At 42.1% G+C, this 23,230-nt stretch carries 19 protein-coding genes; 3 read left to right on the top strand and 16 right to left on the bottom strand.

Annotation, left to right across the window (positions count from 1 at the left end; translation table 11 throughout):
- Positions 1–26: 26 nt before the first annotated feature.
- The 8 genes from PT285_RS09805 to PT285_RS09840 form a co-directional block, all read right to left on the bottom strand.
- Positions 27–1,556: a hypothetical protein gene (locus PT285_RS09805; RefSeq protein ID WP_277150130.1), complete on the bottom strand. Its 1,530-nt coding sequence runs from the start codon at positions 1,554–1,556 to the stop codon at positions 27–29.
- Positions 1,557–2,645: 1,089 nt separating this feature from the next.
- On the bottom strand, positions 2,646–3,854 hold the full coding sequence (locus PT285_RS09810; protein WP_277150132.1) for an ATP-binding protein: 1,209 nt from the start codon (positions 3,852–3,854) through the stop codon (positions 2,646–2,648).
- Between the two features lie 216 nt (positions 3,855–4,070).
- On the bottom strand, positions 4,071–5,363 hold the full coding sequence (locus PT285_RS09815) for an extracellular solute-binding protein (RefSeq protein WP_277150134.1): 1,293 nt from the start codon (positions 5,361–5,363) through the stop codon (positions 4,071–4,073).
- 48 nt (positions 5,364–5,411) lie between these two features.
- The gene (locus tag PT285_RS09820; protein WP_277150136.1) at positions 5,412–6,707 is read right to left on the bottom strand and encodes an MBL fold metallo-hydrolase; all 1,296 of its coding nucleotides are present in this window, start codon (positions 6,705–6,707) and stop codon (positions 5,412–5,414) included.
- Positions 6,691–7,515 carry a carbohydrate ABC transporter permease gene (locus PT285_RS09825; protein ID WP_277150138.1) on the bottom strand — a complete coding sequence of 275 codons (825 nt, stop codon included), beginning with the start codon at positions 7,513–7,515 and terminating at the stop codon, positions 6,691–6,693. Before PT285_RS09825 ends, PT285_RS09820 begins: the two co-directional genes overlap by 17 nt.
- A 2-nt stretch (positions 7,516–7,517) precedes the next feature.
- On the bottom strand, positions 7,518–8,384 hold the full coding sequence (locus tag PT285_RS09830; RefSeq protein WP_277150140.1) for a carbohydrate ABC transporter permease: 867 nt from the start codon (positions 8,382–8,384) through the stop codon (positions 7,518–7,520).
- On the bottom strand, positions 8,384–9,469 hold the full coding sequence (locus PT285_RS09835; RefSeq protein ID WP_277150142.1) for an ABC transporter ATP-binding protein: 1,086 nt from the start codon (positions 9,467–9,469) through the stop codon (positions 8,384–8,386). The genes PT285_RS09830 and PT285_RS09835 overlap by 1 nt, the downstream gene beginning before the upstream one ends.
- A 295-nt stretch (positions 9,470–9,764) precedes the next feature.
- Positions 9,765–11,366 carry an ABC transporter ATP-binding protein gene (locus PT285_RS09840; RefSeq protein ID WP_277150144.1) on the bottom strand — a complete coding sequence of 534 codons (1,602 nt, stop codon included), beginning with the start codon at positions 11,364–11,366 and terminating at the stop codon, positions 9,765–9,767.
- Positions 11,367–11,473: 107 nt separating this feature from the next.
- Here PT285_RS09840 and PT285_RS09845 point away from each other — a divergent pair, with 107 nt between their 5' ends.
- Positions 11,474–12,319, top strand: coding sequence for a hypothetical protein (locus tag PT285_RS09845; RefSeq protein WP_277150146.1), 846 nt, complete (start codon positions 11,474–11,476; stop codon positions 12,317–12,319).
- A 51-nt stretch (positions 12,320–12,370) separates the two neighbouring features.
- On the opposite strand, the gene PT285_RS09850 is transcribed toward PT285_RS09845, so the two are convergent.
- From PT285_RS09850 to PT285_RS09860, 3 genes are all read right to left on the bottom strand, one after another.
- On the bottom strand, positions 12,371–12,532 hold the full coding sequence (locus tag PT285_RS09850) for a hypothetical protein (protein WP_277150148.1): 162 nt from the start codon (positions 12,530–12,532) through the stop codon (positions 12,371–12,373).
- A gap of 87 nt (positions 12,533–12,619) precedes the next feature.
- The gene (locus tag PT285_RS09855) at positions 12,620–13,588 is read right to left on the bottom strand and encodes a nitronate monooxygenase family protein (RefSeq protein ID WP_277150150.1); all 969 of its coding nucleotides are present in this window, start codon (positions 13,586–13,588) and stop codon (positions 12,620–12,622) included.
- Between the two features lie 135 nt (positions 13,589–13,723).
- Positions 13,724–14,524 carry a DUF4931 domain-containing protein gene (locus PT285_RS09860; protein ID WP_277150686.1) on the bottom strand — a complete coding sequence of 267 codons (801 nt, stop codon included), beginning with the start codon at positions 14,522–14,524 and terminating at the stop codon, positions 13,724–13,726.
- A gap of 129 nt (positions 14,525–14,653) precedes the next feature.
- Here PT285_RS09860 and PT285_RS09865 point away from each other — a divergent pair, with 129 nt between their 5' ends.
- A complete protein-coding gene (locus tag PT285_RS09865) occupies positions 14,654–15,865 on the top strand; it encodes a L,D-transpeptidase family protein (protein WP_277150152.1) in 1,212 nt (403 codons plus the stop codon).
- Positions 15,866–15,903: 38 nt separating this feature from the next.
- Here the strand turns inward: PT285_RS09865 and PT285_RS09870 are convergent, their stop codons facing one another.
- From PT285_RS09870 to PT285_RS09890, 5 genes are all read right to left on the bottom strand, one after another.
- Entirely contained in the window at positions 15,904–16,653 is a 750-nt protein-coding gene (locus PT285_RS09870; RefSeq protein WP_277150154.1) for an aspartate/glutamate racemase family protein, read from the bottom strand.
- Between the two features lie 2 nt (positions 16,654–16,655).
- Complete coding sequence (locus tag PT285_RS09875; RefSeq protein WP_277150157.1) at positions 16,656–18,221, bottom strand: UDP-N-acetylmuramoyl-L-alanyl-D-glutamate--2,6-diaminopimelate ligase; 1,566 nt, start codon at positions 18,219–18,221, stop codon at positions 16,656–16,658.
- Positions 18,222–18,273: 52 nt separating this feature from the next.
- Positions 18,274–19,428, bottom strand: a complete 1,155-nt coding sequence (locus PT285_RS09880; RefSeq protein ID WP_277150158.1) for a cell wall metabolism sensor histidine kinase WalK — start codon at positions 19,426–19,428, stop codon at positions 18,274–18,276.
- A 3-nt stretch (positions 19,429–19,431) separates the two neighbouring features.
- Positions 19,432–20,118, bottom strand: a complete 687-nt coding sequence (locus PT285_RS09885) for a response regulator transcription factor (RefSeq protein ID WP_277150160.1) — start codon at positions 20,116–20,118, stop codon at positions 19,432–19,434.
- Positions 20,119–20,377: 259 nt separating this feature from the next.
- The gene (locus tag PT285_RS09890; protein WP_277150162.1) at positions 20,378–22,147 is read right to left on the bottom strand and encodes an FAD-binding protein; all 1,770 of its coding nucleotides are present in this window, start codon (positions 22,145–22,147) and stop codon (positions 20,378–20,380) included.
- 126 nt (positions 22,148–22,273) lie between these two features.
- On the opposite strand from PT285_RS09890, the gene PT285_RS09895 reads away from it, so the two are divergent.
- On the top strand, positions 22,274–23,200 hold the full coding sequence (locus PT285_RS09895) for a LysR family transcriptional regulator (protein ID WP_277150163.1): 927 nt from the start codon (positions 22,274–22,276) through the stop codon (positions 23,198–23,200).
- Positions 23,201–23,230 lie beyond the last annotated feature (30 nt).

Raw genomic sequence — 23,230 nt, forward strand, 5'->3', positions numbered from 1 at the left:
CTTCCTCTTTTCTAAAATAATTTTTATTAATCATCCACCGAATCACACAACAAAATCTGGGCAATTTTTTCCTGTAAATGGTGGTTATCTAAACTCGCTGTTTCCTGCTCAAACAGTTTAATCAGGCTTTCTATTTGATTGGTCAGCTTCGTGATGCCCAATTTCCGCAGCACCCAGTATTCGACAACAATCCACTCTGCCTGGGTCATTGTCGGCTTAACAACAATATTCAGCGTATTGGTTCGCAGGGGCGCCGTAGAAAAAATGATTTCGTAACTACGGCTAAGCTGAACAAAATCCCTAATAGAGCGGGGCTCTGAAAACTTAATCATTGGGAACATTTTGCGCAATTTTTCATTTAAAACCGCACAGATGAGTTCATTTTCATCACAAACCAATATACCGTGATAAACACACTGCTTTTTTTTGTTAGTTGCGGCAATTATTCCGTCAAGGTAATGTTCCAGCCCTACTGCCGCCCCAGCAGGAAATCTGGTTCCCAAATAAGACTCTAAGGGATGCAGCAACCTGTTGGTGCTCTTACTAACCTGCTGACTCGCTTTTGCTTTAGGACGCAAATCATACTTGGCACAATAAGCAGCCGGGCGCAAATAGTTATATAACCGATTTAGAAATTTCGCGTGCTTTTTAACGGTCAAAGATTCGGCCTTCTCAAAATCCGCAGCAATCTGTTGAATATACTTTTTCAGCGGATCCGCTTGCTGCTGAGCAAACACCGTCTTTTTATTAAAAATCGCCGTGCTTAAGAACTCTAATGCCAGCCACTTAACATGCTGATTATCAAATTCGTTAAGCATTTGGTCCCCTCTCAGCTTTTGGTATTCCGCCGTTGCATGGATGAATTCTTCAACCTGCTCATTATTATTTTGGTTAATCAGACCCCTAGTTAAAATAACTTGCAGCGCCGTTATCAATGGGACAAAGGTTTTATCCGCAAAGGTCACCTTTATCTCCGCCTCAATTTTTCTAAACAAGTAAAGAGACATCTGCTTTACCTTTTTACTAAAAAAAACATTTATTGGTCTTATGCAATTAAGATTCATCGAGTCCGCAAACAGCATTTTGGTAACTGCCCGAAACATCTCATCTTCTGATCCTGCAACATAGTAGCCAGACCTCCGGTTATAGTGGATAGTTAAGTTGAATTCTTGCACCTTATCCGTCAAAAGCTTGATATCATTGACGATCGTTCCTTTGCTGTATTGCAGAGCGTGTACCAGATGCCGCAATGAAACATAATTTGAATTGATCATCAGATAGATCAAAATGATTTGTTCCCGCTCTTCAGTACTATAATCGGCTTCAGAAAAGTCATTTTCTTGGAGTAACTTGCCGATGCTCTTAGAAAAAATCAAATAGCCCGAATTTGTTTTAGTAATCGGCTGCAAATTCAGTTTACGTAAGCGTTCATTAATCAGTGTTAATGTATAGTTCGTTTGCTGCTTAGATAAGCCTAGCTCATGACTAAGCGAATGAATATTCATATCTGGTCTTTCTAATAACAAAGAGATAAATTTATATATTCTTGTATTCATCAGGACCTCCCTTAATAATTATTTTATTATAGTTTGTTATCTTTTAAACATTTTTTTGTACCAAAAATTATTTACTATTCTTGAAAATCAAATATTCTTTGTAATGAAAAAGATTATTTACATATCAAATTATTAATTGCAGATTATTACCAGGCAATATGCAGATCTTTCAATCTGAATAAATATTTGCAAACACTTAAGCGTAAAAAACAGCTTGATCACTTTTGGATGATCAAACTATTCTCATTTATTTGCTGCGTTTCCTGACGATGAACAATATTACTTAGCTCCAGGCGGAAAATTGTTCTTCTTAATTGTAAGTATAGGCACTGTGATCAACTGCTAAGTAGTGATTGTTATCATAAAATTTCAATCTGTGACCCAAAAAATTTAACCCATACTGCCGTTTAAAATAATTTTTTGCATAAAGACAGCAGATTAAAATGAACGAATTTGAACTGTTTTGAACGAACTTGAGCCATTTATTAAGCTGCATCTAACTTGTAAATAAGCAATTGTCTATAATTTACTTGCCAGTCTTAAAAACACCAAAAAGCACTAACAAAAAACTTGCTAGTACTCTCTGGCTTATTTAAAAGTGCACAAAATTATTTAATATAGGACTCTCAATATCTGCAAAAAATAAAACTAGCACACTTCTTAATATATAGATATAATATAAAAATAAGATATAAGCGTTCGAAATGTTTTTCATAAGAATAATCAGGAAACTTCAAACGTTTATGTAATAAGTATAACACAGATTTTCAAAATAATGAAAGCGTTTTTTATAGATGAAAATAATTTTATAAAGTAGAAATTGCGCTCGTAATCGGGGACAAAATAGTCACCTGGCTAATAAATCGATTACTAGAGAAATTATCACGCTCAATCCCATGATCGCAAGTGGTGATCACCTGTGACACTCAATGCCTTATTTTGGGTGAAAAAAGCATTGCTAAGCCACAATCTTAGTAATGCTTTTTGAGTTGTTAAGAAATATGAAAGATCTAATAACTTATGTTTCTTTCTAACACACGCCGCTAATTTGAAACAAGAACTTGAATTTTTTAAAATGAAATTTTAGAGCTAATAATCATCTACTAATAGCCAGTCAACAAGATAGCTTATTTTAATTCCGTCAACTGTGCCTCGATCATCTGGCTTCAGCGACAAAACTGTTTTTTGATAGCCGTCCGGAATAAAACGTAAATTATCAGTTTCTCTAGTACTAGATTGCGACAGCTGCAGCGTAACCTGATAATATTCAACCTGTTGGCCCTTTCTGGCAACAAAATCAACTTCTTTATTATCATAACTGCCTACATCAACTTTAAACCCGCGACGCAGCAGCTCAATATAGACAATATTTTCCAGTTGATGTCCCAAGTTGTCTTTATATGACCTATTTAACTGGGTATTACGCAAGCTGGGGTCGATGAAATAATATTTGGCTAATGTATTCAGCCATTTTTTCTCGCGAATATCGTATTTCCGGGTCTTATAAAAAATAAAGGCATCTCCCAAAAGTTCCATATAATTAATTACGCTTTTGGTCTGCGTTTTAAATCCAGTTGCTTGCAAAACTTTAGCAATTTTATTAGCAGAAACCGGATTGCCAATTTCACTCATCAAGTATTCAGTAATAGCATTAATTGCCTGATCATTTTTAACATTTGCCCTAAGTGCAATATCACGGTACATGATCGTATTTAAGATATCTTCTTGAACGGCAACCCGGAAATCAGTATTAGGTGCCAAAATCGCATTGGGAAAGCCACCAACCTGTAAATATTCATTAAATAAGTTTTCTGACTGCTGACCCTGCCCCTTTTTAAAATCAAAAAATTCCTTAAAAGAAATTGGATATGTTCGTAATTCAACATAACGCCCCGAAAGAAGCGTTACCAATTCACCAGATAATAAGTTAGAATTGGAGCCAGTGAGATAGATATCCGCATCAAGGTCAATCCGCAAACTGTTAATTGCCTTTTCCCAATGCTCTACATTTTGAATTTCATCAAAAAACAGGTACATCTTTTTATTTTTAAGTACATGTTGCAATACATAATTCCATAGAGCCTGCGCATTGGTTAATTCGGCATTCGCCAAGCTTTCAAAATTGAGATGAATTATCTGCTCGGCTGGTACACCATTGTCTTTTAATGCCGCAATAAACATCTTCATTAGATAAGTTTTGCCGGAACGTCTAACACCAGTAATCACTTTAATGAATTCTGAATCTTTAAAATTAAAGAGAAACTTGATGTATCGGGGACGTCTGATTATTGTATTCATTTTTTATCTCTTTCATTAATTCTATATTTATTCTAATATATAAAATATATTTTTTGACATTTTTATTTCTTAGAATAAATAAAATTTGCAAATTTTAATTTTCGTTTATTTGAGAACCGCATTTTAAAATTCATGCCGATCTCAACCGTAAAAAAGATCTAACCAGCACAATGATGCCAATTAGATCTTAATTAATTATTTTCTGTTATTTAGTCTTTACTGTTTCCAAGCAGAATCGAATTTAGCTTTGCCCGCCTTAATAGCACTCTTGACATTAGCCTGCTTCTGCAAAATGTTCTGCATGATGGAATTCAGCTGCTGGTAAGCAGCATTGGAATTCTTGGTAACCGGCACACTGTAGAGATACTTCATTGCACTTTCCAGTTTTGCCGGCAGCTTAGTTTCCTTGTTGGCTTTGTAGCTGGCAGATTTAACAACATCCTCGTTAACCGGAATATAGCCGGTAGCGTTAGCCCACTCAAGCTGACTGGATTTTGAAACTAGGAACTTGATATATTCAAAGGCAGCCGTCTTTTGCTCGGCACTTGCATGTTTAAACATGTAAATATCGGTTCCTTGCTGCATTGTATACTTGCCCGGACGCGGCGCAACATCATAAGTAAACTTCTTGCCGACACCCTGCTTAACAAAGCCTTCACCGGCAGAAGTTCCAATGTACATTGCCACCTTCTTGTTGGCAAACGGACCTGACAGGTAGTGCTCTGAACCAGCAACCCGGAAGTAGCCCTTCTTGATGCCGTCAGCGTAATAATTAATGACCTTGCTGGAAGTAGGACCGGCAAAATCAATCTTATCAGTAAAGTTTACGCCCTCATTTTTCATCCCTAAAGTATAGTAGTTCGACAGGGAATCAAAACCGGCACCAACGACCTGGTGGTCGCTCTTCTCATAAATTAGCTGCGCGTCCTTCTTCAATTCCTCCATTGTTGCCGGAGCCTTTTGAATGCCGTACTTCTTAAACATGTCGGCATTATAGGTCAAAGTTTCAATGGACTTGTTGAACGGGATCCCATACTGAACACCGTTAATTGTAGCGCCCTTGAGCAATTCCGTCCTGATATTCGACGCCTTGGCACTGCCCCAGCCAATATCTTCGTTGCTAATGTACGGCTTCAGGTCAACCAGCATCTTATTTTGGGCCGCATTCCAGAGCCAGCCCGGGTAGGCCTGGGTGATTGTCGGCAAATTATTGGGCGACTGCAGGGTTGAATTGATCTTTGCCTGCAGATCGTTATAAGCACCCTGATTTTCCAGCTTAATCGTGATCTTCGGGTTCTTGGCCTCAAATTCCTTCGTCAGCTTCTGCAGCGTTGACTGCTGCACTCCCGTCATCCCGTGCCAAAAGACCACCGTGGTTTTCTTGGTAATCTTAGTTGGAATTTTATCGGAACTAGACGATGAAGAACTATTGCCCTTAGAACAAGCGGCCGTGCCCATCAAGGCCAAGCCGGCAACAAACGCCATTGCGAGTTTCTTACTAAACTTCATTTGGTATATCCTCCCAAAATAAAAACTAAACAACAATTTTTTGATTCACTAAAGCGTAACCGTTTGGCCGCGCTCAGGTAAAATCCGTTCACCAAATGGGTTTTCTTCCAGCTCCGGATACAATGTGTGCACCGGTGCCAAAATAGCTGGTTCAACCTCAGAAATAATTTCCTTGAGTTCTTTTTCATCGGCGTGTCCGGAACAGCGCAGCGCCTTGAACTCAATTTTTTTATCCGCAAACTGCGCTACAAAGGGCTGGTATGCGGGATCAAATTCCCCTAACGGCTCGGCGTTAGAATGAATGTACAGACCACCCGGCTGCAGGTCGGTAAAATTAGCCACTGCCTGCCAAAGGTATTTATGATCATCCTGCAGCAGTTCCTGATAAGGAATTGCCAGCTCCGGTTTTAGATCGCTAAATATTTTCTCCCCTGGCAAGTAATAATAAGGATAATCTTTAGCGAGGCTTTCCTTAAGCAGGTGTGCCCGCTGGGCATGCAGGGCCACTTTGCGCGGTGAGTCACTAATAATCCGTAAAAGCCGCTCAACATTGGTCGGATAGGTATTAAAAGTGATCTGCCGTTCAGGGTTGTCCCGTTGCAGGTCAACAATTGCGGCAGTCAGCTCCCGTTCATTCTTGGGCCCGGTAAACTCCTCGCTCTGATCATCATGCTTTTCTTCAGGCCAGGAAACCCCCGTGCCCTCAATAATCAGCATATCGCAGCCCTTAGCCGCCGCCAAGAATTGGTGCACCCAGTCAGGATGATAGCCATGCAAACGAATGTCGCCGGTAAAGGCAATTTTCTTGTCCGGTGTTTCCACAATCAGACCGGTTGCCCCGTAGGCATCATGGTCGCTCGGCCACACGGTAAAAGTAATGTCGCCAACCCGGAGCGGCTGCCGCAGCTCGGCGGCAATAATCGGCCGCGTGTAATTTTTAGCATGATTGGCCGCCGGCAGCAAAAAAGTACCGTCTTCATTTAGGGCCGGCAGCATCTGGGCCGTGATCGGCCCCGCATAAAGCGGAATTGTCGGCGCCAGCAGGTTTAACGCCTTGCTGTGGTCAAGGTGCAGGTGCGAAATATAAGCCGCCGCGTGCTGCCACCTGCCAGTATCAATCTCCTTACCGGTAAGTGCGGGATCATAGAAATCGGGCACATCCCCAATCAACTGGTTCTTAATTAGTGTGTGGTAACTCTCATCGGGCAGCTCCAGCTCGGGACGGTAAACCTCCCCCAAGTCAAACAAAAGGTGCGACTGCTTGTAGGCAACCTCAATCATCGGCCCGCCAATCGTAGTCAGCCCATTATAAAAAGTAACCGTCGTTTTAGCCTTTGATGTCATTGCGCACAACTCCCCGAATAATTTGTTTTCTAAAGATAAAGTATAAAACTAGAATCGGCAACACCGTTAGTGTTGCTGCCGCTAACTGCAGCTGGGTCTCACTGCCGGCATCGGAAGCAAAGGCGGACAGACCGTTGTTGAGCAGCCGCATGCTGTCCTCATTGGTCACCAGCAGCGGCCACAAGAATGAATTCCAGCCGGAAATAAAACTGAGCAGGCCGACAGTAAACAGACCGCCCTTGGACATCGGTACCAGAATTTTCCAAATATACTCCCAATCACTGGCGCCATCAATCATGGCCGCCTTATAAATCGTCGAAGAAATCGAGCCAAAGTAGCTTTGCAGGTAGTACATGTAAAAGATCGAGGTTAGAAACGGCAACACCAAACCAATATAGGTGTTCAGCAGGCCCATCTGCGCAATCGTGTTGTAATTGGTAAAAATAATTGCCTCGCCCGGCACCATCAAAAGGGACAAAAGGATAATCTGCACGAACCCTTTGCCCTTAAATTTCAGGTTAACCATGGCAAAAGCCCCTAAAAGCGCATTGAACAAGCTGACCACCGTTGTAACCGTTGCTGTCAAAAAGGTATTGAAAAAGTAGCGGCCAAACGGTGCCTGGGCAAACACCTTGGCATAGTTGCCCCATTGCAAATGCTTGGGGATAATGGTCGGCGGCAGCGAGGTTGTTTCCTGAAAGCTCATCAGGCCGCCCAGAATCATATAAACAAACGGGAAAACCGTGATGATGGCGAAGATAATTAGGATAATGTAGCCAAATACAACGCTCCAGCGAATTTTCTTCATGATTATCTATCTCCAATCTTTTTCATCATTTTACGCTGCAGGAAGGTCACAAATAAAATGATCAGGAATAAGACAACGGTGGCAGCCATTGCGACCCCCGGAGTACCGACAATTTGGAACTTATTGTAAATATAGAAGACCGCCGTGGTCGCGGAATCCCCGACACCGGCTTGCCCATTAAACAGGGCGTAGACCGAAGTGTAGATTTTGAAGGCACTAATCACGTTCATTGTCAGCAGAAAGGCCAAGGTCGGCACTAATTCCGGCATAGTAATTTTCCAAAATTTTTCCGAACCCGAGGCACCGTACATGTCAGCAATCGTGTAATAGTTAGGATCAATATTGCGCAGGGCCCCCATTAAAATGACAATGTTAAAGGCCAGCGAGGTCCAAATGCCAAAAATAATGATCGTAGTAAGCGACATGCTGGGGTCGTCAATCCAGTTAGGCGCGGGCAAATGCAGGCTGCGCAGCAGGAAGTTAAGCAGGCCGTAATCGCCATTAAAGATATAGCGGAAAACAATCCCGATCGCAATCGTCGAGGTTACGTAAGGCATAAAAAAGGTGGTTTCAAAAAAGGACTTGTGCCGCACCTTGCTGAAGATCAACCAGGAAAGCAGCACCGAGATAATCAGGCCGACCGGCACCGAAATCACCGCATACAGAAAGGTATTCTTGATGGCCCGCCAAAATTCCGGATCCTGAAAAATATACTGATAATTATTCCAGCCGGTCCACGACAGATTGATCAGCGAGCCGCTTTGAAAACTCATGATAAAGGCGCGCAAAATTGGGTAAATGCTAAACAGTGTTACAAAAATAATTGTTGGCGCCAGAAACAGCCACGCCTTTTTTTGATTAGTCTTCATTAGTAAACCCGCTCCCCCTGCTCGGTAAAGAGAAAGATCCGGTCTAAGCGCATCTTTAAGTTAACCTCATCGCCGGCCTGAACCGGATCTTCCAAGCCAACCAGGCTGCGGGCTTGAACACCGTTGTGGCTAAACTTTAAAATCCGTTCCCGGCCGATCAGCTCGACATCATCAACGTGCGCTTTTATTTGACCGGCGGGATTAGGCGTGATGTTTTCGGGACGAACAGACAAAATATACTTGCCATCCGGCAGTTCCCGTTTAAAGCGGCTGGGGTCTAAATCACTGACCGCAATTTCAAAGTCGGATGCGGTCAGTTTATCACCGTTTTTTTCCACCTTAAAATTGTCAATCACGGGGTTGCCGACAAAATTGGCAACAAAGTAGTTATTGGGCTCAAGATAAAAATTTTGGCCTAAATCATCCTGCTGGATCACGCCCTCATTAAAGAGGATGATCTTGTCGCCGATTGACAGTGCTTCTTCCTGGTCATGAGTTACAAACAAGGTCGTAATGCCAATTCTTTTGACCAGTGACCGAATTTCTTCACGAATTTTCAAACGCAGGCGCGCATCCAGATTACTCAAGGGTTCATCCATTAACAGAATCTGCGGTTCCTGGACAAGTGCCCGCGCAATTGCCACCCGCTGCTGCTGACCGCCGGAGAGGCTGCCCGGCTTTTGGTCGGCCAGATCCGTGATCTGCGTCAGTTTCATATATTTCTGGGCAATTTTGGCCGCCTCATCCTTCGATTTTTTATGCTTACCGACGATTAGGGGAAACATGACATTTTGCAAAACCGACATATGAGGATACAGGGCATAGTTTTGGAAAACATAGCCGATTTGCCGATCTTTGGGTGCCGTTTTAACGACCGATTTCCCGCCAAAAAGGATGTCGCCGCTGGTTGGATTCAGCAGACCGGCAAGAATATTCAAAATCGTCGTCTTGCCGCAGCCCGATGGACCCAGCAGACAAACAAGGTCGCCTTTCTTGACCGCAAAACTAACCTGCTTAATGGCTTCATGACCGTTGTCATAGACCTTTCTGAGGTTCTTCACTTCAACAAATTTGTCATCATTCATACATTCGCACCACTATATCTTGTACTCACCGTTAAATTTCTCCTTTAATTTTATGATAAACCAGGATAAAGCACAAATTTATTTGATCTAAAAAATTCGGTCTTTGGATAGATTAAACTGCAAAAAAAGCAAATTATTCGCCTTTATGAGCGTTCTTACAAATTAAGAAAATAATTCAAACATAAATGTTCGTGTTTTTCTTTAAAGTAAGCTTATGGACAAAAATGACGGGCCACGCTTTACTATAATAAACCGCACCCGTTATTTTGTGTGTAAGAGATTATCCGAACAATTCTCACACCCGAATTATTTGGTCAAAGTTATTTTTATTTTCTGCGTGTAATTGGTGACTGACAAACACGACCGTGATGTCTGGCTGCCGTAAAAAATCATTTTCAATCTTGATTGCACTTTCCTTATCCAAGCTGCTGGTTGATTCATCCAGCAGGAACAGTTCACGGTGACGCAGAAAGCCGCGGGCTAGTGCCAGACGCTGTTTCTGCCCACCGGATAAACTGGCACCGCCCTCACCAACACGGGTAGCTAATTTTTCCGGCAAACTATTCACAAATGTCAGCAAGTCGGCCTTGGCAAGCGCAGCATTGATTTCTTCATCAGTAAACTTCTGTCCCAGCTCCAAGTTATAGCGGATGGTGTCGTCAAACAAATATGGTGTCTGGTCGACATAAACCAGCTTTTCCTTGATTGAGCGGTAATTTAGCATCTTCATCTCGCGGCCGGCAAAGGTCAGTCGGCCGGAATAAGACCGAAGCTGCCCCGACAACAATTTCAGGAGCGTGCTTTTGCCGCTGCCGGAATCGCCGGCAATTGCCACCTTTTGCTTTGGCAAAATTGTAAACGACAAGGCTTTTTGAAAAACATTTTGTCCTGAACGATACGAAGTCTGCAAGCCTTTAGCAGCAAGTTCAACCGGCTCTAATTCTGTCACCGCAGTGTCCTCATTAATTGGCTCTTCTAAATGATATTTGGCAAAAATCGTGTCTAACGACCGCATCTGGGTTAAAACCGGGGCAGCAACCGCCAGTGAATTGAAAACATCATATGATAATGAAGAAGCTGACGAGAAGACGCCGATGGAGACTGCTTTTTGGAAAACAAGCAGTCCCGTCCAAAATCCAATCACCATCTGACCCATAATATTGCTCATTTCCGCAAGCGAAGTCGCACAAGTCTCATATTTGACCTGGTGGACCTTGGCCTTGATTAATTTCAAGGTGGCATTAGTAATCCGCTCTTCCAGCTGGTGCTCCATCCCAAAAATTGCCAGGGTAGAAAAACCACGCAGGCCGTCATTGATGGTATTAACCACCTTTTCACTTTCCTTGGTGGTCGATAAATTGCTCTCGGCCAGCCGTTTCTTGACTAATTGCGGTAAGAAAACGGTCAAGATGGTCATCAGTAAAACCAGTGGCAGGAAGGTCCAGTTGAATTTGATCAGGGCAATGATTGCAAACAGGGGGTCTGTCACCAGCTGCACCGACTGCAATAAATTGGTAAAGCCTCTCTCTTCAATCAGGTTCATGTCATTGGTTAGCCAAGAAGCATAGACGCCCGTATCCTGCTTCTGAAATTTTTTAATAGGGTAAGAGGCAAGATGGCGCACAATATCCTGCTTCAAATGCAGGCTCAGATACTGCACGGTTTTGACCTGTTCAATCATGTTAAAAACTAGAAAAACGGTCATCACCGCAAACAGCGCGATATTCAACAGAATATTGGTGATAAAAGCGCGCAAGTCTAATTTAACTAATGCGTTCAGGATCCAGACATTAAACAGGGCATTAACGATCCGAAATAGCGAACAGACGGCCTGCAAAACAACCACTAGGCTAACCCGCCACGGTTCCATTTTGAGATATTTCCACATGTACTTCATTTTTTTTAACTTCCTTCTAACGATTTAACAGTTGTTAATTGTTATAATAGCTAGAAAAAGGCATTATTCTTATTCTGTGCCAATATCGCACACATTGAGGTGAAACAATGAAAACACCAGGTCAGGCCATTCACGACGTCCGCATCGCGCGCCGCATCACGCAAAAAACGATTGCCGGCAATTCTTTTGACAGAAGCGCCATTTCTAAAATCGAACACGATGCCAAAGAATTAACTTATAACGAAGCGGTCTTTTTAATTGAAAGAATGGGCCTGTCCCAAGACGAATTTCAGTATATCCGCGGCAATTACCGGCTTAGCCCCAAAGCCGAGATCATTTATCTTTTCATCAATTACTTTAACCACCGCGGCAGTGCTACTGTTAACGACATTTTAGCTAAATGTACTAAGCTAGCAGGCGATCCCGATGTTGACCGCATCAGCACCATCATCTTTGCCGTTAACGACGACAATTTAAACAAGTCCGGCGGCATCGAAAATGCACGCAAATTGATCATTCCCATATGGCAAAATTATTTGTCTAAGCTAGAAACCTGGAACATCTTAGATTTATACATGCTAAACGGCGTCTTTTTTATCTTTGACGACGATACCACCCGGAAAATTGCCAATTTGGCAGTCAAAACCATCAACGAGAAGTATCCCTTCCTGCAAGAACTAAAGCTCAATTTTATTATCAACACCGCCTTTGTGCAGATGCGCGGCGGCGACTTAACCAAGGCACTGCAAAACCTGCACCTGGCGGAAGATTTAGCAATCGAATTAAACCGATATGACCAACTGGTTTTCATCAAATACCGTATTGCTCTGTGCCAAGGCGACCGCAAAAAGGTTGAAGACCAAATCAGGTTGATGGCAGAAATGGGCGATAAAAAAAGCGCCGCAATTTTAAAAATGGAAATTGAACGCTACAATTACTTGTTTGAAAAATAAAAAAGCTGTTGAAAATTTTACTTTTTCAACAACTTTTGTCTATTAGTCCATTTATCTTTTAAATTGATTCCAAAAATCATCCCAATTACTGTCATCAACAATTGGCTGTGCCGGGATAATCCCTAATTCCGTAAGCTTATCTTCAGCAATGCCCTTTTCTGCAGTACCGTCTGCAGCCTGAATATAACGCTTCATCCATTCAAACTTTTCCATAATTAGCACCTTCTTTTGCAAAAATACCATCCATTAAATTAATAATGAACGGTACTTTATCCACGCTAAGTTTGTTAGCAAAACCAATTATTCAAATGCTACTTTAAGCTCATCAATTACTTCCTTAACCGACTTCACCGAATGAATCAGCGAAAGACCAGTATCTGTCACCACGGTGCCATTGTCCAAATCACCCTTTAACATGCCGTTAAGCAAAGTGGAAGTGCCGCTGATTTGACCACTGCTGATCCGCTTAATAATCTCAGGCAATTTTGGCGTCTTAATTGCCCGAATCGTTTCCGAAGTAGGATCCGGCAGGTAGACCAAATCCTCAAGCTTCGATTTTACAATCAAGTCTTTCACATTTTCAGCAAGCGGACTCTCGTTAGTAACTAAGAACCGGGTTCCAATATAAAGACCCTCTGCTCCCAGATCCACTGCCGCTTTGGCAGTGCGCCCATCGGTAATTCCGCCAGCCGCAATTACCGGAATCGTTGCTTCATCGACAAAGCGCGGCACAACCGAAAAAGTTCCGGCCAGCCAAGGATTAATCGGCAAGCCGCCGCCTTCATCAAGTCCGGTAGCAATAATCGCATCAAGCCCCATCTCTTCTGCCTGCTTGATCAACTTCGGATCGGCTTCATTTGGCCGGTAAATAATTTTGATATTATTTTTCTGAAGCTTGTCAAAAAATTCATGGTTGGATAAATGACCAACTACCAAGGCCACAGGGACCTTTTCTTCAATCATCACATCCAAGTAAACGGCAAACAAATCACTGGAAATACCGGAATTAGCGCCGCTGTCGTCGGCAATAATATTTACCGCAAACGGCTTATCAGTTAAGGTTTTGACCTCCCTGATCTGCTCGCGCATCACTTCACCAGCTTCGTCCAGACCATTACTTGGCTTTTGCCCCGGCATCGGCCCAAGAACTCCTAGACCGCCTGCATCACTAACGGCAGCAACCATTTTGGCATTGGTTAAGCCCCACATTGCTGCAGAAATAATCGGGTATTTGATATTTAAAATTTCACTAACACGATTTTGCGTCATTGTTTTTCTCCTATTACTTTTTAAAAAAATTTATTAAGAAAGCGCTTTATAGATAATAATGCTAGCACGAAAAATTGACGGTTTCAAACACATTAGAAAATCTTAAGTAATTATTGCTGTAACCAGTTAAAACAACTATTCCAGTTTTGACCCATCAGCAAAAAACTGGCGAAAGCGGTGTGCCTCTTGCATTAGTGTCACTTCATCATTCACCTGTGATAACTTATAACCGACAAAATAGGGCGGTGCCGCAAAGCGCGAAATATATTTGGCACAGATGCCGCCGTCCTGCCTGGGATAAAAGAACAAATTATAGGAATCACAGCGACCATTAAACATAACGTTAAGCATGTAACGCGCACCGCTCCTAATCCAATCCGCCCACAAACTCAGCCCCCGCTTATCCAGCAGGTTAATATTTAGTTCCGTATAGCCCTGAACCGGGTACTCAGCAATATTAACCTCAACTTCCGTGGTTTTAAAGAGGGTTTTACCTTCGAAATTATTGGGATGAAGGTACTTGTACGCATTTACTTTTTCAAAACCAACAATCTGCATGTGCGGGTGGACCAATGAGCCGCCGGAATTGGGGCCAAAATTTTTATACCAGACAACGGACACAAAGTGGCCGCTTTTATTTACTTTTTCAAAGCAGGTCAAGGCAAAGCGCATTAACTTACGGTTAGCAGCCACTGAATAATTGGCGATGTCGCCTTCATGATCACTAGTTTCAATTAACACCGTCTGCAAGGTGTCACGCAAAGTCGGAAATTTGTTATGCAGCCAGATCATCTCACCCTGCTGTTCGTAAATATCCGTCAAGCCCGCAACGTCACAAAAAGGGCATCTTTTGGTGACACCCTTTGCGGCCGGACGATATGAATGCGGCTTACTTTTAGCAATCTTCATTTGAAAAACAATTGGTTCATTATCCATTGCCATTTTTTAACCTTCTTTAAAGTTGACCAAACTGCTATCCCTCTAGCTTCTTTACTAATATATAATAAATGATAAACTGGAATATGCAAAGTTTATTCGTCAAACTGACATATTGGTAGGCAAATCATGCACGCAAAACAAAAATTAAGAAAGCAAAACAAACGGTATACTTTATATCTGATTATTGGCGGAATAATTCTCATTTTAGCGTTGATTTTAGGTTTTTTTCTTTCCAATCACAACGCAGCCGAACAAAAAAAGACCGAGCAGTTCGCCACTAACCATTTTAATCCTAACGTGACCATTTACGGTGTTGCCGTTGGCAACCTAACGGTGAAGCAGGCAACAAAAAAAATTAACCGCAAAGCAAATAACATTGTTTTGCTGGAAAGCGGCACCGTTAGCCTGGCACATGATGATTCGGTGAGCACGATTACGCAGACAGCCACCGCTGATTATTTTAAAAAGCAGCACACCAAGCAGCCGAGCAAACAAAATTACAAGTTCACAAATACAGCATTGCTTGATGCCAAAGCAAAATTGACAAAGATCAGCCGGGCAAGTCTAACCTACAAGGTTGCAAACAAAAAGTATCAGTTAAAGGCAAGCAAGCTAATCAATGAAGCCAAATTTCGCGACGGCAAATATCTTTTTTCAAATGTCGAAAATCTAACCGATAAACTCAGTGAAATCGATAAGGATGTTTCCACGCTGCACAAAAGCTATAAGTTTGCGGTTCCAGTCGGAGATAAGATCAAGGGCAAAACCATCACAATTAAAAATGAAAGTTACGGCTGGGGCATTAATGTCGATAAGGCGGTAAAAGCCGTAGAGCGGGCTTTTTTGGATGGAACCAAAACACTAGACGGCGAAGATTATATCTACGGTCTGGGTTACAGCACGTACGGCTTAGGTTACAATGAGCCAAACCAGGGCATCGGCCAAAATTACATCGTTGTCTCACTTAAAAGACAGGAGTTATGGATTATCAGAAAGAATAAAATCGCTGTTCACCTTAATGATGTCGTCACTGGCACAAAAAACGACAATAAGGGCAACCGCACCCCGGTCGGTGTCTGGTACATTCACTACAAAAAGAAACACGCCGTCTTGCGCGGACGCAACAGCGACGGCTCCAAGTATGCTTCGAAGGTTGAATATTGGATGCCCTTTACTCTGACCGGCTGCGGCTTGCACGATGCAAACTGGCGGACCGATTGGAGCAAAACGGCCTATCTGCGCGGTGGTTCTCATGGCTGTATCAACATTAAGCCGAGCGAAATTTACCTGGTCTGGCAGAATGTACTTATCCACGACCCGGTGATTGTTTACGATTAAAATGAGGAATAAATAAAAATATCTGCATAAGCAGTCAGCTACTTATACAGATATTTTTTTGTCGCCACTTTCGGATCCATCCCGCCGCGAATCTTTAATGCTAATTCAATTGCGACATCAGCAATAATTGACTGGGGATCAATCACGTTATACGGATGATCCGGTGCTTTTTCCTGCGCCAGCGATAATTCCGTGCAGCCCAGCAAAATCACCTTGCAGCCATAATCATCGTGCATCTTTTGCAAAATTTGGTGGTAAAGCTTAGGATCAACCTTACCTTTTTGCTTAATATTAGAGTAGATCAGCTTAGTCACCAAGGGCTGAATCTCCGGACCGCCGAGTTCGGCCTTTCGTCCCACTGCCGCAATCTCATCTGCGTATAAGTGATCATAAATTGAGCCCTCGGTAGCGATCAAGCCAATTTTTTCTTCATTAGGATAATCTTCAACAAATTTATGAACTGCGATACGCATCATATGCAAAAAGGGAATATCGGTTAACGCTGTTAAATCATTATAAAAATAATGGGCGGTGTTGCACGGCATTACGAAAAAGTCGGGCCCCAATTTGGTCTGACCCAGGACATCATCCCGCAAGGCATTAAAAAAATTAGGCTGAGAATGATCCTTGATGTAGGCCGTCCGGTCCGGGACCTGCGCGTCATTGACCAAAATATAATTCAAGTAGTCCTGATCACAGGTGATTTTTACCCGGTGATTGAGCAAGCGCACATAACTTTCGGTGGCAATCGTCCCCATCCCGCCGATAATACTAAAAAAATGTTTCATAATTAAAAGTGGCCGTTTTCGCCTTCCAACTCGTTAATCACCTTTTGGGCAACAACAATATCTGACGGATACGGTGTATTAACCCCGCGAATCTTTTGGAAACTGTCGGCACCTTTTGCACAGATTAAGACAACATCATCCTTAGTTGCCATGCTGATGGCATCACGAATTGCCTTTTCCCGGTCCAACTCAATCGTTACATCACATTTGGAATGGTCGATTCCAGCATCAATTTCTTTGGCAATACTCAACGGATCTTCAAATCCGGGATCATCAGTTGTTAAGAAAGCCTTATCGGCATAGCCGCTCAAGCTTTCACTGAAGCCAGCCCGTCGTGATACCCCCTTATCGCCGGGAGAACCAACGACCACAATGATTTTGGGATCATTAAATTCGCGCCGCATAAAACTCATCAGCGCAACCATCGACGCCTTGTTGTGGGCATAGTCAACAACAACAATGCCGTGCTCTTTGGTTTTTTCAGTCTGCATTCGGCCTGGAATTGTCACGTGGCGAATACCCTTGGCACACTCATCATGTTCCATTCCCGCAAGACCGGCACCAATGATTGCGGCCGTTCCGTTTGACTCGTTAAAATCCCCAATCATCTGCAAGGTATAATCGCCATTAATTTTAACCTGACGCGCCTTATCGGTGGCACACAGCAGACTAAAGCGGGTTTCGGTCATGTCTGTTTCCTGCGCTGAATACTGAAAATCAACCGGCTGGGGCAAAGCAGGATTAGCATAGCCCTCTTCGGAAAACAGGTAGATGCTGTCCGGCTGCGTAGTTGTAGTGGCCGCCGCATAAACTTCGGCAAAGTGATCGGTTTGCGCATTAATAATACACTTGCGCGAATTGACCAGCAGCTGCAATTTGCAGTGCAGGTAATCGGCAAAGTTAGGATGCTCATTTGGCCCAATATGGTCGGGTGAAATATTCAGGAAAAAGCCCAAATCATACGTCAACCCAAAAACTCGGTTCTTCTTATAGGCCTGGCTGGAAACTTCCATCACCAGGTGAGTCATGCCATTGTCAACGGCCCGGCGCATATCACGGAATAAATCCAACGATTCCGGTGTTGTTAGACTGGATTTAAAATTATCCTCGGGTTTAGTCCCAACCACATCGTTAACCGAAGAAATCAGCGCGGTTTTCCCGCCGTTAAGCCGGTCGAGCATTCCCTTTAAAAAATATGCCGTCGTCGTTTTGCCCTTGGTTCCAGTGATTGCAACCACAAACAGATCATCCTGCGGAAAACGGAAAAAAGCCGCCGACAACAAAGCCATCGCCTTAGAAACGTTGCGCACAATTAACGCGTGCATGCCCTTGCCCTCAGGATAGGGCTGCTCGGCCACGTAGCAGGTTGCTCCATTATCTTTGGCCATTGATAGATATGTCGGCCGAAAGCCCGCACCCTTACAGAAAAAGAGGGTATTAGTCTGGATGTCGCGCGAATCATACGAGACGTATTCCATCTTGGTCGCGAGTGCATCCTGAACCGCACTTGACTTAAGCAAGTGGTGCTCTTTTAAAATTAAAATACAGGTATTTAAAGAAATACTCATGCTGCTATACTCCTTGAATAGACTTTATCATTCTGTCAAAATTATACCACAGCTAAGCCGTATTTTTTGCCTTGCTTGAGCCCAGCGGCAAAGTTATGATGAAGCGCGTCCAACTATCATCGGATTCACAGCGAATTTGGCCGTGATGCAAATCGACAATACTTTTGGTGATCGCTAAGCCCAGGCCGGTACCGCCGGTTTTAGTATTGCGTGAGGTTTCCACGCGGTAAAAGCGGTCAAAGATCTTCTTCAGCGAATCTGCCGGAATCTTCGCACCATTATTTTCCACGCGCAACTCTACCTGCGACTTGTTAACTAGATTAGCAATCAGGTTGATCTGGGTTGCACCGCTGCCATATTTCAAGGCATTGGTGATTAAATTGTTATAAACACGCACCAATTTTTCCGGATCGGCCTGGATTGTCAGATCTTTTGGCCGCACTTCAATGTTAAAACCAATCTGCTTTTTTTCGGCCTCTAATTCAAACCCGGCTTCCACTTGTTCCAGCATTGAATAGAGGTGCAGCGGCGCCAAATTAAGTTTGGTTGTTGTCGATTGCAAGGTGGTGTATTCCAGCAGATCGTGCGCCAAAGACTTCATTTGCTCTGCCTTGCTGTATGCAATGTCAATGTATTTTTGCTGGTCTGCGAGGTCGCTAATCCCCGACTTAAGTAGGCCAAGATAGCCAATGATCGATGTCAGCGGCGTGCGGATATCGTGCGAAACGTTGCTGATCAGCTCATCTTTCGACTTTTCAATCGCTTTTTCCTCGTTCATTGCGGTGACCGTACTATCCACCAGAGAATTAATCGAATCGATCACTTTTTGCAGGTCTGTTTTCACCTTAAAAGAAATGGTGTGATCAAAGTGACCATTAGCGATATAGTGCAGCTCGGAAATAACGTGGCGCAGCTGCATTTGGTGGTAGCGACGAATCAGGCGCCAGTATAAAACCAGCAGGTCCCCCACGGCCATAATGCCGATAAAAATATTATGCCACGACCATAAATGATGCCCGCCGGCAAAGGTGATCGTCTTTTTTAGGAAAAAAATCCCGTTAACCAGGTTTTTATTTTGCAAAACGGTCAAATAAATCAGAATGACAACCGACAAGTCCAGCAGAAGCAGCAAAACAATGGTAATGACTGCTTCGGCAAAAAGCTCGCTTTTCTCGGCCGCAGTTAGCTTCACACGCTGTTTTGCCATTAATTAGGCCTCAACTTTATAGCCAACGCCCCAAACGGTTTGAATAACATCCTCGCCGCCGGTGGCCTTTTGAATCTTGTCGCGCAAATGAGAGACGTGAACCATGACGGTTTTGGCCGATACAACCGATTCCTGCTGCCAAACACGCTCAAAAATTTCATCGGCTGAAAAGACCCGGTTCGGATGGCTCGCAAGCAGGTACAAAATACCAAATTCAAGGGCGGTTAACTGAATATCTTTGCCGTCGATCGTTTTAACCTCATGCGAATCCCGATTAATAATCAGCGGCCCCACTTCCAGCACATCCGGTTTTTCATCCTTTACCTGCTTTTGGCTGCGCCGCAGAAGCGAGCGCACACGTGCCATCACTTCCAGCGGGTTGAACGGCTTAGAAACATAATCATCGGCACCGGTAATCAGGCCCTGAATTTTGTCCATGTCACCGGTTTTGGCCGACACAATAATAATCGGAATGTCTGAATCCTTCCTGACTTCCTTAATCACATCAATCCCGCTCATGTTGGGCATCATGACATCCAAAATCATCAGCGCAATGTCCGGCGTGGTGGTCAGCTTAGTGATGGCCTCCTTGCCGCTGTAAGCCGTGACTGCTTCGTAACCTTCATTTTTAAGGTAAATACTGAGCAACTCTACTATTTCTTTATCATCATCAACAACTAAGATTTTCATAGAGAAAATCCCTCTCTTTCATGGGTTCTTAGTAAATTTCGTGCGGACCAAAAATTAGCCTTAATACTTACATTTTAACCATTTTTACAAAAATAAACTATAAAGTACGACTCTTTATTAAAAAAAGTCATACTTCAACCGCTTTCAATATGCAAAATTAAGCAATTGAAATTGTAGCAAAAAGGACTGGCGCTGATTAACTTTCAGAAGCCAGTCCTTAGCCAAACATTAATTGGGGACTTTAATTATTTAGATATTATTACTTGCTTTTGGAAATGGCATCTTGGACTGCTTCTTTAAGTGCACGACTAGTAGCAGTAGCTCCACTTACAGCATCAACATCCGTTGTATTATTAGCAACCATTTCCTTTGGCAGAGTTTCAAGGGCAGCTAAGCCAATATCCTCACTCTCATGACTTTGAACTATTTTAATTTTCTTGATTGTATCATTATCATATGTTACTTTTACAATTATTTTCCCACCAATACCGTTACTAGACTCACCAAGATACTGGTGATCCAATAAAGGCACCTTTTTTACTTGTTCCTCGTTAATTAAATCATTAATATTTTGATAATTATCATCATCCGCATGTAATTGGATTGCATCTGTCGCAGCAGCATTTTCGCCCGCAATCTTACCAAAAATAAGACATTCAGCTAAGTTGCCTGCACCTTGATACAAATTAGCGGTTATGCCACCTAATTCCCCAGCACCAAATAAATGTTCAATAGGCTGATTATCCTGGCCAATAATTTCCGCTTTGCCATTTCTTTGAGGTCCACCTTGTGTATTTAAAACTGTGTTCACCATTCTAACAGCATAATATGGTCCCCGATCTAGTTGCCGCATAGTTTCAGGTGCGCGGCCAAATTGATAGTCTATACCTAATTTAGCAAATTTATTATAAGTCTTAACCGTTTGATTCAATTTTTTATTTGATAAAGTCAGTTTTTGGGCTAATTCAGAAATACTATCAGCTTTTATCAGCAATTTATCTAAATCAACACCTTTAAAAGGATGTTTTTTAAATTCTTCATATTGCGTTTGATCAAAAATCATATATGGTTTCACACTTAATGGCGCATGACGCCAGGTTCCATGACTATAGATGTGTCCATGCCGCGCATGTTCAGCCTCATTAAAGTAACGTGTACCATCATCGCCAACAACGACAACCCCACCGTCATTAGGACCTGCTTCCCAATAAATTTGTCTACTTCTCTTAGCATTAGGTATTGCAAAATATAGGCCATGCATCATACTGTAAGATTCATAATTATTCATATGCCACATTTTTGCTCCGGCTCTTTGTGCAATGAAAATTCCATCACCACGATTATACAAAGAGCCCATTGGTGACAAATATGCTTCACCTAGGTAGCTTTGAATCATTTCCTTATTATTTTCAAATCCACCCATGGCTAATACAACACCATTTCGCGCACCAACCCTAATAATTGCATTATCTCTTTTAATTTCAACACCCAAAACTCTCTGGTCAGTATCCTGAATAAGTTCTTGTGCTCGTGAATTTAACCAAACATCAATATTATCTCTTCTATCAATAACCTTTTGCCGCAGAACTTTCCATAAAGCAGCATCAAATGCACCGCTATGTACAGTGAGCGCATTATTCACTTCATGACCTGGGAATTCTGGATATTCAACAACCTGACTTTTCAATTTTGGATCTGTTGGACTAACTGGCTCTATCCCTAAATATTTTCTGAAATAATCTTCATTATTAACCAGGCCAGCAACGTAGGTTTTTTTAACGTCTTCTGACAATGTCATTGGATAAGTTAAACAGTTATAATATGTCATCATTTTGTCATAATCACTAACCGCATTAACGCCTTGTCCAGCATATCTTGTGTTTCCACCTTCATGACCAAACGGTGCAACATCTACTAATAAAACATGTTTATTTTTGTCAGCCGCAAATCTGGCAGCGGTTGCCCCAGCTCCACCAAAACCTAATACAACAACATCATAAACGGCCTGCCATTTTAAAGAATCTACCATTTGCTTTTTCTCCTGTATCAATTAGTTATCTATTTTTATATAATTTATTATGTTACAATGCTCAATAGTTAGCAAATTACTGTTTCAACAAAAGTTATAATAGTTTACTTATTGAAAGGAGAAGCAATGTCCAAAATCGAAACTTTAGCTGATATTCTAGTTGAATGTCAATACTGCTCAACCATTACTCAAGTCGCCCAAAAATTATATGTCAGCCAACCGTATGTCAGTCAAATCTTGCAGTCTACTGAAAGTAAATATAATGTAACTTTAGTAGCAAGAAGCAAAAATCCCATTCAGTTAACTCCTGCAGGAAGTCATATGCTTAAGCATCTTACACGATTAATCAACGAAAAAAATTTACTGAACGATGAAATGTCCTGGTATGCCAAGAATCGCAATAACATTACATCGATTACCTTTAATCAGCCATTAGCAACACTGATGGGGGCAGAAATATTCACTAAGCTTAGAGCCGAATTTCCAAATACTATATTTTATAATAATGAGCAGACCACTTATGTGGCTCTTCGTTCACTTTTAGAAGACAAAACAGATATTTTTATTGGGTCAGCTCTTACTAATAAGGAAATAATAACCTTACCAATTACCAAAAATGAGTCGCCATTAATTTTAATTCCTAAAGCAAATTCACTTTATTCCAAGGTTTCATCAAATATTGATCTGAATAAAAATTTAAGTTTATTCGAAAATTGCAATTTTATAGGGCTTTCTGGAAGATCTTATTTTCAAGATATCATCAACCAATTATTTACTGATAACAATATTCATATAAATACAACAATTTTTGTGCCGAATACCATTGCTGCCACTCTTACCGCATTGCACGGTTCAGAAATTGCCATTACTCTGCCTTTTGTTTTACCGCGTTTGCAGATTCCCCAAAGTAAGTACAAATTAATTCCTATTCCGCAAAATTTGTTTAATGCCAGCTTTGGAATTTCATATCGACGAAATTGTAATTCAACAATCAAAAGCATAGTTAACACTCTTAAAAATCTGATTATCAAATTCTATAATCAAAAAGATTAGGAAAGGGCAACAAAACATTTTAAATAAAAA

The sequence above is a fragment of the Lactobacillus sp. ESL0791 genome (genome assembly GCF_029433255.1).
In the GTDB taxonomy this organism is placed as follows: domain Bacteria; phylum Bacillota; class Bacilli; order Lactobacillales; family Lactobacillaceae; genus Lactobacillus.

Bases quoted from the DNA above. Each gene is read 5' to 3' on its own strand.
- PT285_RS09805 (WP_277150130.1), bottom strand. From the start codon at position 1,556: ATGAATACAAGAATATATAAATTTATCTCTTTGTTATTAGAAAGACCA.
- PT285_RS09810 (WP_277150132.1), bottom strand. From the start codon at position 3,854: ATGAATACAATAATCAGACGTCCCCGATACATCAAGTTTCTCTTTAAT.
- PT285_RS09815 (WP_277150134.1), bottom strand. From the start codon at position 5,363: ATGAAGTTTAGTAAGAAACTCGCAATGGCGTTTGTTGCCGGCTTGGCC.
- PT285_RS09820 (WP_277150136.1), bottom strand. From the start codon at position 6,707: ATGACATCAAAGGCTAAAACGACGGTTACTTTTTATAATGGGCTGACT.
- PT285_RS09825 (WP_277150138.1), bottom strand. From the start codon at position 7,515: ATGAAGAAAATTCGCTGGAGCGTTGTATTTGGCTACATTATCCTAATT.
- PT285_RS09830 (WP_277150140.1), bottom strand. From the start codon at position 8,384: ATGAAGACTAATCAAAAAAAGGCGTGGCTGTTTCTGGCGCCAACAATT.
- PT285_RS09835 (WP_277150142.1), bottom strand. From the start codon at position 9,469: ATGAATGATGACAAATTTGTTGAAGTGAAGAACCTCAGAAAGGTCTAT.
- PT285_RS09840 (WP_277150144.1), bottom strand. From the start codon at position 11,366: ATGAAGTACATGTGGAAATATCTCAAAATGGAACCGTGGCGGGTTAGC.
- PT285_RS09845 (WP_277150146.1), top strand. From the start codon at position 11,474: ATGAAAACACCAGGTCAGGCCATTCACGACGTCCGCATCGCGCGCCGC.
- PT285_RS09850 (WP_277150148.1), bottom strand. From the start codon at position 12,532: ATGGAAAAGTTTGAATGGATGAAGCGTTATATTCAGGCTGCAGACGGT.
- PT285_RS09855 (WP_277150150.1), bottom strand. From the start codon at position 13,588: ATGACGCAAAATCGTGTTAGTGAAATTTTAAATATCAAATACCCGATT.
- PT285_RS09860 (WP_277150686.1), bottom strand. From the start codon at position 14,524: ATGGATAATGAACCAATTGTTTTTCAAATGAAGATTGCTAAAAGTAAG.
- PT285_RS09865 (WP_277150152.1), top strand. From the start codon at position 14,654: ATGCACGCAAAACAAAAATTAAGAAAGCAAAACAAACGGTATACTTTA.
- PT285_RS09870 (WP_277150154.1), bottom strand. From the start codon at position 16,653: ATGAAACATTTTTTTAGTATTATCGGCGGGATGGGGACGATTGCCACC.
- PT285_RS09875 (WP_277150157.1), bottom strand. From the start codon at position 18,221: ATGAGTATTTCTTTAAATACCTGTATTTTAATTTTAAAAGAGCACCAC.
- PT285_RS09880 (WP_277150158.1), bottom strand. From the start codon at position 19,428: ATGGCAAAACAGCGTGTGAAGCTAACTGCGGCCGAGAAAAGCGAGCTT.
- PT285_RS09885 (WP_277150160.1), bottom strand. From the start codon at position 20,118: ATGAAAATCTTAGTTGTTGATGATGATAAAGAAATAGTAGAGTTGCTC.
- PT285_RS09890 (WP_277150162.1), bottom strand. From the start codon at position 22,147: ATGGTAGATTCTTTAAAATGGCAGGCCGTTTATGATGTTGTTGTATTA.
- PT285_RS09895 (WP_277150163.1), top strand. From the start codon at position 22,274: ATGTCCAAAATCGAAACTTTAGCTGATATTCTAGTTGAATGTCAATAC.